Here is a 13335-nt window from a genome sequence, read left to right on the forward strand (position 1 = left end):
GGACCTTTGGCGATGACTCCTGCCCTGACCACCCACTGCTGTACCACCGGCGAGCGTCCCGCCCGGCACACGGAGGACTCCGACGCGGCGGTGACCCGGCTGGCGCTCGCCGCCCGCGACGGCGACCGCGCGAAGACCGACCGCTTCGTGCGCGCCCTCCACCGCGACGTCTGGCGCTACGTCGCCTACCTGAGCGCCGACACCCAGGCGGCCGACGACCTCACCCAGGACGTGTTCCTGCGCGCGCTGGCCGGCCTCCACCGGTTCGAGGGCCGTTCCTCCGCGCGTACCTGGCTGCTGTCCATTGCCCGGCGCACCGTCGTGGACAGCCTCCGCCACGCCGCGGCCCGGCCGAGGCTGTCGGACCGCTGCGACTGGCAGACGGCCGCCGAGCAGGCCCAGCCGTACGGCGTACCGGGCTTCGAGGACGGCATCGCGCTGGCCGAGCTGCTGGCCGCGATCCCTTCGGAACGCCGGGAGGCCTTCGTCCTGACGCAGTTGCTGGGCCTGCCCTACGCGGAGGCGGCCGAGGCCGTCGGGTGCCCGATCGGCACGGTCCGCTCCCGCGTGGCCCGCGCCCGTACCTCCCTCATCGCCCTCCTGACGGACACCCCCACGGCGGCGCCGGACCCGCAGGCCCCGGCCGCGCAGCCCGAGCGCGCCCCGCGGGCGCGTGAGGCGGTGCTGGCGGCTTCGTCCGCCTGATCCGTAACGCGGTGTCCCGGGCCCGGGACGCTCCGGGCCCGGGCCCAGGGGTCAGGGGCGGGCGGCGACGGCTTCGACCTCGAACAGCATGTCCGGCGTGGCGAGGGCCGCGACACCGATGAGGGTCTGCGTGGGCGGCTTGCCGCCCCAGCGCTCCTGCACGGCCGCGGCGATCGGCCCGAGCATGGTGACGTCGTGGTTCACGACGTACGTCCGGAGCTGGACGACGTGGCCGAGGTCGAGGCCGTGGGCGGCGAGGGCCACGCCGACGTTGTGGAACGTCCGCTCCACCTGCTCGGCGAAATCGGCCGATACGACCGCGCCGTCCGGGCCCGACCCGTACTGACCGGCGACGAGCACCAGTTCCGTACCGGCGGGGACGGTGGCAGTGTGGCTGTAGCCGAACGGGGCCGGGTCGTGCAGGCCGTCCGGATTGACGATGGCGTGTGACATGCGGGTTCACCTCTCGTGTGCGACGTGCTGTCTCGTGGTGAAGCCTCGCAACCAATCACGACATCGAGTGTCGTGTATTCCGGTAGCGTTTTCGGGTGCGCGCCGATCGGTTGGTCTCCCTTGTACTGCTGCTGCGGCAGCACGGCCGGATGTCGGCGACCACGCTGGCCGAAGAGCTGGAGGTGTCCACCCGTACGGTGCTGCGCGACATCGACGCGCTGTCCGCGGCCGGCGTCCCCGTCTACGCCGAGCGCGGCCGGCACGGCGGCTTCACCTTGCTGCCCGGCTTCCGCACCGAGCTCACCGGGCTGAACCACGACGAGGCGCTCGCCCTGCTGGTCGCCGGATCGCGGCGCGGCGCGCAGGCGTTCGGCCTCGGCTCGGCGCTCGCCTCGGCCATGCGCAAGGTGGTCGACGCGCTGCCCGAGAGCCAGCGGGCCGCCGCGGCCGGGGCGGCGCGGCGGCTGCTGATCGACCCGGAGACCGACGCCCTCGCGAGGCGGCTGGTCACCGAGGAACTGCCCGATGCCGTGGTGGCGGAGATCCGGCGCGCGGTGTTCGACGGGCACCGGCTGCGCATCCACTACGCGGCCGCGGGCCAGGCACCCGAGTGGCGCACGGTGGACCCGGTCGGCCTGGTCACGGTGCGCGGCCAGGGCTACCTGCTGGCCACGCGGGCGGGCGCGGACCGCACCTACCGGCTGTCGCGGGTCCTGGCGGCACAGGAGCTGGCCGAACCGGCCCGGCGACCGGAGCGGGTCGATCTGGACCTGGCCTGGCAGGAGCGCAGCAGGCGGTTCCGGGCCGGCGCGGACCAGGTCGCCGTACTGGTACGGGTGGACGCGGCGCGGCGGGAGGAGCTGGTGGGCAGCGCGGTGGCCGTCCTCGCCGAGGAGGCCGACGCGGACGCGGACGGCCGGCTGCGGCTGGAGCTCGGCTTCCAGGACCGCAGGCACGCCGAATGGGCTCTGTGGCAGCTCGCCCCGAGCACGGAGGTCCTGGCCCCGCAGTGGCTGCGCGACACCCTGCACGCGCGCGCGACGGCGATCGCCGCCCGCTACGGAGCGCCTCCGTCGCAGCCGCCCTTCGCTTAGGCGCCGGCGCGGCAAGATATCAGCCTTTCCGGAAAGCGCCAGAGTGTTTGTCCGATGGTGATGTCCTCCGGCAGGGGCGTCGCGCCGGGCACTACCGTCCCGTGACACCCCCGGGAATGCGGGTGTTGCACCGCACGACGCTTGCGGAACCTCCCTGCCCCGCCACCTTCCCGGCCCCACGGAGCAAGGAGGCACATTGCTGTCATTGCGGCGGAGAACCACTCGAGGCTGGTCCATGGCCACCAGGTATTCGATCGCGAGCGGCGTAGTCATCACCGCGCTCGCCCTCACCCTGATCGCCCTGCTGGTCCCCGTGGACAAGTTCGGCAGCCGGGCCACGGCCGCTGTCGCCGCACCGGCGGCCGGCGACGACGACGGCCTCGGCACGGTGAGCACGGCCTACGGGCCGTTGACGGCCGCGGACCGGGACTTCGTCCGCAAGGTCCGCCTCGCCGGGCTGTGGGAGCTGCCCGCCGGGCGGCAGGCCCAGCAGCGCGGGACACGCCCCGCGATCCGAACGGCCGGGGACCACCTCGTCGACGGCCACACCGAACTGGACCGGCAGGTCATCCAGGTCGGCCAGGCCCTCGGCATCGACCTGCCCAACCAGCCTTCCGCTCAGCAGCAGGACTGGCTGGGCCAGATGAACCGTGCAAAGGGAGACGAGTACGAACGGCTGTTCACCCAGCTGTTGCGCCGAGCACACGGAAAGGTGTTCGGCCTGCTGGCCGGGATCCGGGCGCAGACCCGCAACTCCATGGTGCGAGCCCTCGCCACGTCCGCCAACGCCACGGTGCTGGACCACATCACGGTCCTCGAGGACACCGGGCTGGTCGACTTCGACGGGCTCTCCGACAATGTTCCACCGACGAAGTGAAGTGATCGCATGAGGCAAAAGGGCCATAAGCGCCCCCGGTTGACGACCAAGCTCGTGGGAGTGGTCTCCGCGCTCGTGCTGGGCGGCGGCGGCGTCGCCGTCATCGCCGGCAACGCGTCCGCGGGCCAGGACGGCAACCGCAAGGCGCAGTTGATGACCACCATCGACTGTCCGGACGTCGGGGACAAGCTCACCGCCGTACCCGAGCAGGCCAAGGCCGAGGTCGACGCGAACCTGGCGAAGCTGGACGACCAGGTGGCGGACGCCTACCGGCGGCTCGCTGCCGGCGAGGCACAGGGCGACGCTCTCCTCGGCGAGCTCAAGGGACAGCGGGACGAGACCATCAAGGGCGTGTCCGACGCGATCGACCGGGTGGCTGAACCACCCAAGGACATCGCTCAGTTGAGCTCCTGCGAGATGAAGAAGGCCCCCGCCGAGGAAGACGGCGGGGCCGGCGCGGCAGCACTGAACGCCGGGGCCGACGCCAAGTCCGCCGCGGCCGGCAGCAAGAGCGGCCCGGCGAAGAGCGACTTCGTGAACATCACCAAGGTCCGCCCGAACGTCAACAAGCCCAAGGCCCAGGGCGGCGCCTCCAACGGCTCCTTCAGCGTCCAGTGCGGGCGCAACGACAACGGCCACTTCAACCCCGACAACGTCATCGTCGCACCCGGCGTCTCCAACGGCGCCCACCACATGCACGACTACGTGGGCAACGTGTCCACCGATGCCTTCTCCACCAACGACAGCCTCGCCAAGGCCGGCACCACGTGCAACAACGGCGACCAGTCCACGTACTACTGGCCCGTGCTGCGGCTGCGCGACGGCAAGGCCGAACGGGACGCGAAGGCGCCCGGCGGCGGCCAGGACGGCAACGTCGGCACGATCCTGAAGCCCAAGCAGGTGACGATCGACTTCAAGGGAAGCCCCGCCGGCAAGGTCACGGCCATGCCCCGCTTCATGCGCATCATCACCGGTGACGCCAAGGCCTTCTCCAACGGCAACGCCAACGCCAACGCCTCCTGGAGCTGCACCGGCTTCGAGAACCGCCAGCTGAAGGACAAGTACCCGATCTGCCCCAAGGGCAGTGACGTGGTACGCACCTTCACCTTCCAGAGCTGCTGGGACGGCCGGAACACCGACAGCGCCAACCACCGCACGCACGTGGCCTTCCCCGACCGCAACGGCCGCTGCCAGAAGGGCTTCACCGCCATTCCGCAGCTGGTGCAGCGCATCGTGTACGGCGTGGCGCCGGGCCAGCGGTTCGCCGTGGACAGCTTCCCCGAGCAGCTCCACAAGCCCGTGACCGACCACGGCGACTTCATCAACGTGATGTCGAACGGCCTGATGAACAAGGCCGTGAGCTGCATCAACGACGGGCGCAGCTGCCGCTGACGCTTACCGCGGGGTTCTATCCCCCTCTGCTCCCGGGGTCGGGCGCTCCCCCCTTCCTCACCCCGCGCCCGCCCCGGGAAAGGTGTTGGTCCGAAGCCTGCTTCGGACCAACACCTCTTTTGTGTTCCAGGCCCCCGGCCCCGTTACGGAGGGCGGGACCGGGGGCACGTGCGCCCGCCCCCGTCCGGCCGGACCCGTCGGCTCCTCTGACGGCACCGTCCGGTACCGACATGCACCACTGGCACCGCCATGCACCGCCGGTCCCGCCCGTCACGCCCGTCCCGGCCGTCCCCTGGCACGGAGACGGCCGGCGATGGACGGCGGGCTGTGAACGGTGCGGCGGGCGGTGGAGTGGACGGTGGGGTGGGTGGTGCGCACGGGCACACGAAAACGCCCGGGCCGGCCCCGTTACGACGGGGCCGGGCCGGGCGCGTTGTGTCTCAGAGGCCGTTGACGCGGGCCATGCGGCCGACGACGAGCGGGGTGAAGTCCGCCTGGATCACACGGGCCGTCCTGCGGGTCACGCGTGAGTGCTGGCGCCGCACCTGGGCCATCAGGCGGCGGCTGCGCAGGGCCATCTCCAGCTCGAACCGGGTCCGCGGATCACGCAGGCCGGTTCCGAAGAGCTTCTCCAGCTGGCGCATGCGGTACCGCACGGTCTGCGGGTGCACACTGAGGGCCTTGGCGGCCTCGGGTGCCCCGCCGCCCTCGAGCCAGGCGAGCAGGGTCACCTCCAGCCGCTCGCTCTGCCGCGGGGTCAGGTCCGCGAGGGGCCGCAGCCAGCGGGCGGCCAGTGCATGGGCGAGGGGTTCGTCCTGGAGCAGGAGCAGGGTCGAGAGGTGGTCGTCGACGAAGACGGCCCTGGCCTCCAGGCCGGGCCGGCTGGGCGTCAGCGCAGCCAGACGCAGCGCCCAGCGCAGGGACGATGCCGTGTCCCGGAGCGGGACGGCGTGACCCACGGCCGCGAACCGGCCGCGCAGCAGGTGCTCCAGCGGTACGCGGACCTCCGGGTCAGGGCTCGGGACCAGCAGGCACGGCCGGCCCGCGAACATCCCGACGAGGGCGTCCTCCATGACGCCCGCGAGCTGCTGCGCCTCGCCGGGCGTGGCCGGCACAATGGCCCGTACGGCCAGCGGGAGGGGCCATCCGGCCGCCTCGGCGAGTTCGGTGAGGGAGTTGTCGGACGCGACGCGGTCGTCGGTGAGGGTCCTGAACAGCTCCTGGCGGGCCTGCTCGCCCGGCCGGTTGCCTTCAACGGCCTCCTCCTCGGATTCTTCACGCTTGGTCACCCGGAGGCGCTCCCGGCCCGTCTCGCGGATCCCGTCGCGGGACCCGGGGCGGGCCTCCTCGCGGACGTCGTCCCGTCGGCCCTCGTGCGTTATCTCGCACTCGTACGCCGCCTCCCTGCTGCCGGCCGTCTCCCGGCCCGCGGTTTCGAGCTCGGTGGCGAGCTCGGTTTCGACCTGGTTCTCCGCCAGATCCTGGCACTCGTCCGTTTGTTCCCGGGATCGCTCCTTGTAGCCGAGAGTGGTGAGGAGTGCCTCTTCCACCCGCTGCCGGAACAACTCTGCATCGATGGCATCGTTGTCATCGATAAGTGCGGAAAATTCCGGAATTCCATGCAGAAGCTCCTCCACTATCTCGGCGGCCAGTGCGGGAAGTTCCCTGCGCAGGACGCGCGTCCACTCGCCTCGGGGGCGGGACCAGATGCGGTTCAGAAGTTCGCACATCGTTTTCCTCGTTCGTGCCGGGGTGAGGCCTGCCCGGGGAAGAGCGGCAGACCCGCCGAGGTTGCGCCTCGCGTCAACTTCCGTATCTGACACGAGAGTTGCTGCCCTCGTACTCCCTCCTGGAGAGGTCCGACCACCCACACTCCCGGGATTTTGCTCTGATTTTGCTCTCCGGGACGCGTAGGTGGCGGGCGGCGCGGTGGCCTGTCGCAACCTCCGCTGGAGGGGAATCTTCCGGTGTTGTTCGATGAGCCGGAGACGCGCTGCGAGAAATTATCACGTTTCGATAAATCCTGTGGAGCTGATGTGCAGCTCCACGATGCTGCTGCACTCCGGCCCCAAGTTCCCTCGGCCGGCGCGGAGTTTAAAAGCGCGGCCGGGCAGAGACGACAACGACCCCCGGGTCCCGAGCGCCAGGTGGATCGCTCGGAACCCAGGCGCACAGGAGACCTGGATGCCCTTGTCCCAGCCGCACATGCCTCGCCCACACAGGGCCCGCCGTAAGAGCCGACACGCGGCATCGGCTCCGGCCGCCGGACGGAGGGCCGTTCGGCGGCCCTCACTCCTGCCCACGCCCGGCCGGATGAGTCCGGGCGCGATCTGCGCCGTCGGCGCGGCCATCGTCTCCGTCACCGTGGCCGCCCGCGCGGGCGCCTTCTCCCAGCTCTGGGACTTCCTCGACTTCGGGGCGGGCGTGCTCTCGCTCGTCTCGCTCACCTCGACCGTCCTGTGGGGACTGGTCTCCACCGACAGGCTGCTGCTCAAGTCGGGTCACCGGCTGCTGGCCCAGGGTGTGCACCGCGGGCTCGCGGTGTCCGGCCTCGGTTTCCTGGCTCTGCACATCTGGGTCAAGGTCGCGGAGCAGCGGACGAGCGCGTCCGCCGCGGCGGTGCCGTTCACGGACATCGAACAGCCCGTGCTGATCGGGCTCGGGAGCCTTGCCGGATACCTCTTCGTCGCCGTGGCGGTCTCCGGTGCGGTGCGCAGCGTGTTCGCCACCAAGGGCCGGTCCCTGTGGTGGCGGGCCCTGCACTTCGCCGCCTATCCGGCGTGGGGTGCCTCGCTGGTCCACGGGCTGAAGGCGGGGCGCGCGGCAGACCTCTATGTCACGGTGGCGTACGCGCTCTGCCTGCTCGGTGTCGCCGGCATCCTCGCTTTCCGGGTCAAGGCGAGGATGGCCGAGGAGCCGTCAGGTCCACCCGGCCCGATCAGCGCTCCGCAGCAGCCCGTCGTGGCCGCCGTTCCCCGGCCGCGGCGGGAATCGCGTGCCCGGGCATCAGGCTCCCGGGAGAAGTTCACCGGGCCGGCCGCGCCGCCACAGGACGACAGCCCCGCACTCACGGCCGTGTACGCGGCCGACCCGGCCGGCTCCTACATGGACGCCGGCCTGGGCATGGGCTCCGCCACCGGCATCGACGGGGACCAGTTCGCCACCCGTGAGTGGCGGCTGTGAGCGGCTTCCCGCGCCCCAGCCTCGGCTGCGTGGGCGCTCCCAGACTCCTGGCCGGCCTCGACCAGGCCCCCCGGCTCGACCGCGTGGCGCACCTGACCACCCACGGCCAGATGCCGCGCTACCGGCCCGACGAGCTCGTCGACCTCGCGGAGAACATCGACCTACGCGGTCGAGGCGGGGCCGGGTTCCCCTTCGCCCGGAAGCTGCGCGCCGTCATGCGCGCTGCCGAAGGCCGTGACACGGGAACGGCGGTCGTCGTCAACGCCAGTGAGGGCGAGCCCAGTTGCCTCAAGGACAAGGCGCTGCTGCTGCACGTCCCGCACCTGGTGCTCGACGGAGCCCTGCTGGCCGCCGCCGCGGTCGGCGCCGACGACGTCGTCATCGGCGTCACACGGCCCGACGTGGAGCAGTCACTCCGCGCGGCCATCGCGGAACGCGGCCCCGCCGGCCGCCAGGTCCGCGTGCAGGCTCTGCCCGAACGCTTCGTGACCGGAGAGAGCACCTCCATGGTCAACGGCCTGAACGGGGGACCGACGCTGCCTTCCGGACAGAAGATCCGGACCAGCGAGCGGGGCCTGGGCGGCATGCCCACCCTGTTCTCGAACACCGAGACCTACGCCCAGCTCGCCGTCGCGGCACGGCTCGGCGCGCTGGACTACCGCTCGGTCGGCCTGCCGTCCGAGCCCGGCACCGTGATGCTGACCATCGCCGGCAACACGGTCGTCGAGGCGCCCCTCGGAACCCCGCTGGCCTACGTCCTGGAGCTGTGCGGCCTGGATCCCGGCCAAGGCGTCCTGGTGGGCGGCTACCACGGCAAGTGGCTGGATCCGGGGTCCGCGCGCATCGCCGACCTCTCCCGGGGCTCCCTCGCGGCCTTCGACGCGGTACTGGGGGCGGGGGCGGTGCTGCCCCTGCCGGAGGACACCTGTCCGGCCGGCGAGGTGGCGAAGGTGACGCGGTGGATGGCGGACGAGACGGCCGGCCAGTGCGGCCCCTGCTTCCGGGGGCTGCCCGCGCTGGCCGACGTACTGGACGACGCCGTCAGGGGCGGGGGCAGAACGGCGCTGGAAACCATCGAAGCCCGGATGAAGGTGGTGCGGCGCCGCGGCGCGTGCAGCCATCCGGACGGCACCGCGGCCTTCGTGGCCTCGGCGCTCGCGGCGTTCCCGGACGAGTTCCGCGACCACGCCCTCGGCAGCGGCTGCGGCCGGCGGGTGGTGGGGGCACTGCCCCTGCCGAAGGACGAGACCCCGGAGGAGAGGCTGGTGGTGGACTGGACCCTGTGCAGGGGCCACGGGCTCTGCGTGGACATCCTCCCCGACGTCGTGCGGCTCGACGCGGACGGTTACCCCTCCCAGGCGTCCATGCCCGTGCCCGCACAGCTGCGGCAGAAGGCGCTGCGTGCGGTGCGGCGCTGTCCCGCGCTCGCGCTGCGCATCCAGGACTGAACCATCTCCCCCGGGTTCAATGTTGGCGCGATCTGACAAATTCTCAAGGATATCGGCATTCTCCTCCACCGGCCCCGTAGAAATTACCCAAGGCACGAGAACGCGAATCCTGACCTGAAGGAGAGATCGTGAAGAAAATGCGTCGTGGAGTATTCGCCGGGTCGGCCGTCGCGGTATTGATGCTGACCGCCGCATGTGGCAGCGGCGAAAATTCCGCGGGAAAGGGGGATTCGGTCCAGCCGGTGGGCGACAGCAAACAGGCGGGGTCCGGCTACGACGGGTACGGGGGCGGGTCGGGCGCAGTCCCCGCGGCCGACGCCGTCAAGGCCGGCCCGGCCGGGGAGCTGAAGGTGAAGGCCTCCGCGGAGCTGGGATCGACGGTCACCGACAGCGCGGGCTTCACGCTCTACCGGTTCGACAAGGACACCCCCAAGCCCCCGAAGTCCAACTGTGAGGGGGACTGCGCCAAGGCTTGGCCGGCAGTCTCCGCGGACGACGCCTCGGCCGGTGAGGGCATCGACAAGAGCCTGCTCGGATCGGTCGAACGGGCCGACGGCACCAAGCAGTTGACGCTGGCCGGCTGGCCCGTGTACCGCTACGCGAAGGACACCAAGGCGGGCGACACCCTCGGCGAGGGGGTCGGCGGAACCTGGCACGTGCTGGCACCCGACGGGAAGCCTGCGAAGGCAGGCGGCGGTGCGGCCTCCGGGTCGGGCGCCGACCCGAGCGCGGGTGGCGGTGCGGACGCCGGCGCGGACGCCGGCGCAGGCGCGGGCCAGGCCGGCGAGCAGGAGCCGGCGAAGGCCGACCCCGTCAGCGTCAACCGGAACACCAAGCTCGGCCCCATTCTCTCGGACGCGGAGGGCCGCACGCTCTACCGCTTCGACAAGGACAGCGCCTGGCCGATGAAGACCAACTGCCTCGGTGCCTGCCTGAACACGTGGAAGCCCGCCAAGGCCGTCGACAAGGAATTGGTGAAGGGAATTCCCGCCGAATTGGTGGGCACGTTCAAGCGGCCCGACGGCACCGAACAGCTGACGATCGACTGCTGGCCGGTGTACACGTTCACCGGCGACAAGGAGCCCGGTGACATCAACGGACAGGGCAAGCAGGGCGTCTGGTTCGCGGTCTCCGACAAGGGCAAGAAGGTGACGGCCACCGGCTGAGGCCGCGGAGCCCACCCCCGAGGGCTTCCCGGACTTCCAGTTCCACTGAACAGCACGACACCCCCGAAAAGCGCGTGGTGCCCGGGCCCCTCCCCTCCCGGGCACCACGACCCCTTTTCCCGATCAGCCCGCGAGGTTCCCATGCCGTCCACCGCCCGCCCCGCCCACCGGATCCGCCCGCCGTTCGCGGCCGTCGCCGCGGCGTGCGCCGCCGCCGTGCTGCTGTGCGGAGGGTGCGCAGGCGATACGACCGCGCCCGCCGGCTCGGCGAAGGCGGCCGGCCCGGCCACCCCGGCCGCTCCGGGCACCTCGATCGAGGAGATCGCCACGGCCATCGGCTGCACCGCCGAAGTGAGCGTGGAGGCGGACGAGTTGCGGCAGGGAGGCTGCGAGACCGGGCAGGGCGCCTTCCGCATGGCCACGTTCGCCGCCCAGGAGGGGCTACGCGCCTGGCTGGACGAGGCCCGGGCGTACGGCGGGGTCTACCTGGTGGGCGACCGGTGGGTCGTCACCACCCGGTCGGCGGACGCCCTGAACGCGCTCCGGGAACGACTCGGCGGCTCCGTGGAGACCGGGACCGAGCACGGCGGCCCCTCCTCCGAGCACTCGGGCTCCTCCGAGCACACCGGCCACCAGCCGACTCCTGCCGCAGGCGGTTGAGTTGGCACCCGCCACGGCGACGGCGCGTCGGCCAGTGTCCTGATATCGGCTCATTCGTGAGAAGCACACGGCACGACCCTTCGGGATGATTCGGCCGGGCCCTTCCGTACAACAAGGTTGGGGCGTAAGCGACTTCTCCGAAAGGAACGGCTTCGTGCGCCTGAAACGCCTCGCACCGCTGCTCGCCACCGCCGGACTCATCGCCGGCACCGTCCCCCTGCTGGCCTCGACGCAGGCGGCCGCGGCTCCCACGGCCGAGCACCTCCGGCAGAAGCCCGCATGGCAGCGGTGCAGCCCCGAGCAGCCGGCCTCGTACGAGTGCGCCACGATCAAGGTCCCGCTCGACTACAGGCGTCCCGACGGCCGTACGATCGACATCGCGATATCCCGGATGAAGAGCGAGAACCCCGCCAAGCGGCACGGCGCCATGCTGCTGAACCCGGGCGGACCCGGCGGTCCGGGGCTCGATCTGCCGCTGCTGATGCACGGGCTGATGCCCAAGGAGGTGCGGGAGAGCTACGACCTGATCGGCTTCGACCCGCGCGGGGTCGGTGCCAGCAGCCCCATCACCTGCGGGCTGGAAGACGCCGAGCAGAGCTTCGACCGCCCCTACCGTCCTGAGACCTTCTCCTCCGACGTGACGTGGGCGCGCACCGTCGCCGACAAGTGCCGTGAGAAGTCCGGCGCGGTGCTGCCGTACATCACCACCCGCAACACGGCGCGCGACATGGACACCATCCGCGCGGTGCTGGGCGAGCAGAAAATCTCGTACCTGGGCTACTCGTACGGGACCTACCTCGGCGCGGTGTACTCGCAGATGTACCCGGAGCGCACCGACCGCTTCGTGCTCGACAGCGGTGTGGACCCCCAGCGGATCTGGCGCGGGATGATCCAGGTGTGGGCCACCGAGGCCGAGCCGGCCTTCGCGCGGTGGACGCGGTGGGCGGCGGAGCGGTCGGGGGAGTTCGGGCTGGGCGACGACCCGAAGGCGGTCTCCGACACGTTCTGGGCCCTGGTGGAGCGCGCCGACCGGGAGCCCATCGACTTCGAGGGTTCGAAGGTCACCGGAGACATGATCCGGTCCGCGCGAGGGGTGTTCTTCTACCCGGCGCAGGCCACGCCGCTGGTCGCCGCCCTGAAGGCGGCCGCCGAGGGCAAGCCGCAGGCGGCGGGCACGGACGTGCAGGGGCTGAGGGCGAAGCTGCTGGGCCGGACGGCCGAGGAGCCCGCCTCGGACAACGGCACGGCCGTCTTCTGGGCCGTGGTCTGCGGGGACACCGGCAGCTGGCCGCGCTACACGGAGCAGTACGAGCGGGACGCGGCGAAGGACAAGGTGAAGTACCCGCTGTACGGGGACTTCGCGTCCAACATCAAACCGTGCGCCTTCTGGGACCGGCCCGTGGAGTCGGCGACGCCGATGCACAAGAAGGCGAACGTGCTGACGGTGCAGAACGAGTGGGACTCCCAGACCCCGCTCACCAGCGGCCAGGGCCTGCACCGGGCGCTCAAGGGCTCGCGGATGGTGCTGGCGGGCGGCGGTGAGGGCCACGGCGTGTACCTCTTCGACCCCGCCTCCTGCGCCAACGCCCCCATCGACGCGTACCTGACCACGGGCCGGCTCCCCGCCCAGGACGTGACCTGCCAGAACCCGTCGGCGGCCGCCGGGAAGCGCGGGTCCGGGCCGGCGAAGCCGGTGCCCTTCCCCGGGGCTCCCGGGCGGTTCTGACCCGGGCCGGAAGGTCAGTTCGTGAGGGACGCCTCCGCGGCCGCCTTGATCCGGCGGCCGAAGTCGGGGGCGTCCTTGCGCGCGGCTTTCAGCGCCGGGCCGACGAGGAGCTTGCCGAGGCCGTGCCCTTCGAGGGTGTTGAACATCCGGACCCGGGTGCGCCCGCCGGGGAGGGTGCCATGTTCCCAGGCCGGCGCCCGCCGCGCGCGGCGGCGGTCAGCCGAGCAGGGCGTAGACCGTGGAGGCCGTGGCGGCCGGTTCGCCGGCGCCGTCGGGCGTCAGTGTGATGTCGGCGAAGGCCATGCGCTTGCCGAGCTTGGTGACCCGTACGTGGATCAGCATGTCGGCGCCGACCACCGGACGCTGGAAGCTCGTCGACTGCTGGACGGTGGTCATCGGGCCGTACCCGCCGCGCGCGGCGGAGATCGCGATGACGGTGGCGGTGTCGGCGGCGGCCATCATGGCCTGCCCGGAGAGGCCGCCGCCGTCGCGGGCGAGCTCCGCGGACCAGGGCAGCCGCAGGACGGCGTGCCGCTCGCCGGTCTCCTGGACGGTCAGTCCGAGGGCGAGCACCCAGGGGGCGAAGTGGTCGGCGAGGATCTTGTCTGCGTCTGCGGGAGAGAACGTCACC

Annotated in this window: 12 protein-coding genes and 1 pseudogene; 9 read left to right on the plus strand and 4 right to left on the minus strand. The window is 71.7% G+C overall.

Features of this window, described 5'->3' with window-relative positions:
- Window positions 1–12: 12 nt before the first annotated feature.
- Window positions 13–705: a sigma-70 family RNA polymerase sigma factor gene (locus AB0F82_RS02220; protein ID WP_356814411.1), complete on the plus strand. Its 693-nt coding sequence runs from the start codon at window positions 13–15 to the stop codon at window positions 703–705.
- Window positions 706–756: 51 nt separating this feature from the next.
- Here AB0F82_RS02220 and AB0F82_RS02225 read toward each other — a convergent pair whose 3' ends face one another.
- Window positions 757–1158: a RidA family protein gene (locus tag AB0F82_RS02225; protein ID WP_362622844.1), complete on the minus strand. Its 402-nt coding sequence runs from the start codon at window positions 1156–1158 to the stop codon at window positions 757–759.
- A 95-nt stretch (window positions 1159–1253) separates the two neighbouring features.
- On the opposite strand from AB0F82_RS02225, the gene AB0F82_RS02230 reads away from it, so the two are divergent.
- The 3 genes from AB0F82_RS02230 to AB0F82_RS02240 all read left to right on the plus strand — a co-directional run bounded on the left by AB0F82_RS02230 (window position 1254) and on the right by AB0F82_RS02240 (window position 4521).
- Complete coding sequence (locus AB0F82_RS02230) at window positions 1254–2252, plus strand: helix-turn-helix transcriptional regulator (protein WP_362622847.1); 999 nt, start codon at window positions 1254–1256, stop codon at window positions 2250–2252.
- Window positions 2253–2487: 235 nt separating this feature from the next.
- Window positions 2488–3129, plus strand: a complete 642-nt coding sequence (locus AB0F82_RS02235) for a DUF4142 domain-containing protein (protein ID WP_037848045.1) — start codon at window positions 2488–2490, stop codon at window positions 3127–3129.
- 9 nt (window positions 3130–3138) lie between these two features.
- Entirely contained in the window at window positions 3139–4521 is a 1383-nt protein-coding gene (locus AB0F82_RS02240) for a DUF1996 domain-containing protein (protein ID WP_356814929.1), read from the plus strand.
- 440 nt (window positions 4522–4961) lie between these two features.
- Here AB0F82_RS02240 and AB0F82_RS02245 read toward each other — a convergent pair whose 3' ends face one another.
- On the minus strand, window positions 4962–6251 hold the full coding sequence (locus AB0F82_RS02245; RefSeq protein WP_362622851.1) for a PucR family transcriptional regulator: 1290 nt from the start codon (window positions 6249–6251) through the stop codon (window positions 4962–4964).
- A 583-nt stretch (window positions 6252–6834) separates the two neighbouring features.
- Here AB0F82_RS02245 and AB0F82_RS02250 point away from each other — a divergent pair.
- The 5 genes from AB0F82_RS02250 (at window position 6835) to AB0F82_RS02270 (ending at window position 12704) form a co-directional block, all read left to right on the plus strand.
- On the plus strand, window positions 6835–7704 hold the full coding sequence (locus AB0F82_RS02250; protein ID WP_362622853.1) for a hypothetical protein: 870 nt from the start codon (window positions 6835–6837) through the stop codon (window positions 7702–7704).
- A 29-nt stretch (window positions 7705–7733) separates the two neighbouring features.
- The gene (locus AB0F82_RS02255) at window positions 7734–9152 is read left to right on the plus strand and encodes an NADH-ubiquinone oxidoreductase-F iron-sulfur binding region domain-containing protein (RefSeq protein WP_362622855.1); all 1419 of its coding nucleotides are present in this window, start codon (window positions 7734–7736) and stop codon (window positions 9150–9152) included.
- A 137-nt stretch (window positions 9153–9289) separates the two neighbouring features.
- On the plus strand, window positions 9290–10318 hold the full coding sequence (locus tag AB0F82_RS02260) for an SCO0930 family lipoprotein (protein ID WP_356814925.1): 1029 nt from the start codon (window positions 9290–9292) through the stop codon (window positions 10316–10318).
- 141 nt (window positions 10319–10459) lie between these two features.
- Complete coding sequence (locus AB0F82_RS02265) at window positions 10460–10978, plus strand: hypothetical protein (RefSeq protein WP_362622858.1); 519 nt, start codon at window positions 10460–10462, stop codon at window positions 10976–10978.
- 154 nt (window positions 10979–11132) lie between these two features.
- The gene (locus tag AB0F82_RS02270) at window positions 11133–12704 is read left to right on the plus strand and encodes an alpha/beta hydrolase (protein ID WP_362622862.1); all 1572 of its coding nucleotides are present in this window, start codon (window positions 11133–11135) and stop codon (window positions 12702–12704) included.
- A gap of 14 nt (window positions 12705–12718) precedes the next feature.
- Here AB0F82_RS02270 and AB0F82_RS02275 read toward each other — a convergent pair.
- A pseudogene (locus AB0F82_RS02275) lies at window positions 12719–12877 on the minus strand (SRPBCC family protein); the annotation flags it as partial.
- Between the two features lie 43 nt (window positions 12878–12920).
- The gene (locus AB0F82_RS02280) at window positions 12921–13334 is read right to left on the minus strand and encodes a PaaI family thioesterase (RefSeq protein WP_356814922.1); all 414 of its coding nucleotides are present in this window, start codon (window positions 13332–13334) and stop codon (window positions 12921–12923) included.
- Window position 13335: the final 1 nt, after the last annotated feature.

Source organism: Streptomyces virginiae (assembly GCF_040638905.1).
Classification (GTDB): Bacteria; Actinomycetota; Actinomycetes; order Streptomycetales; family Streptomycetaceae; genus Streptomyces; species Streptomyces virginiae_B.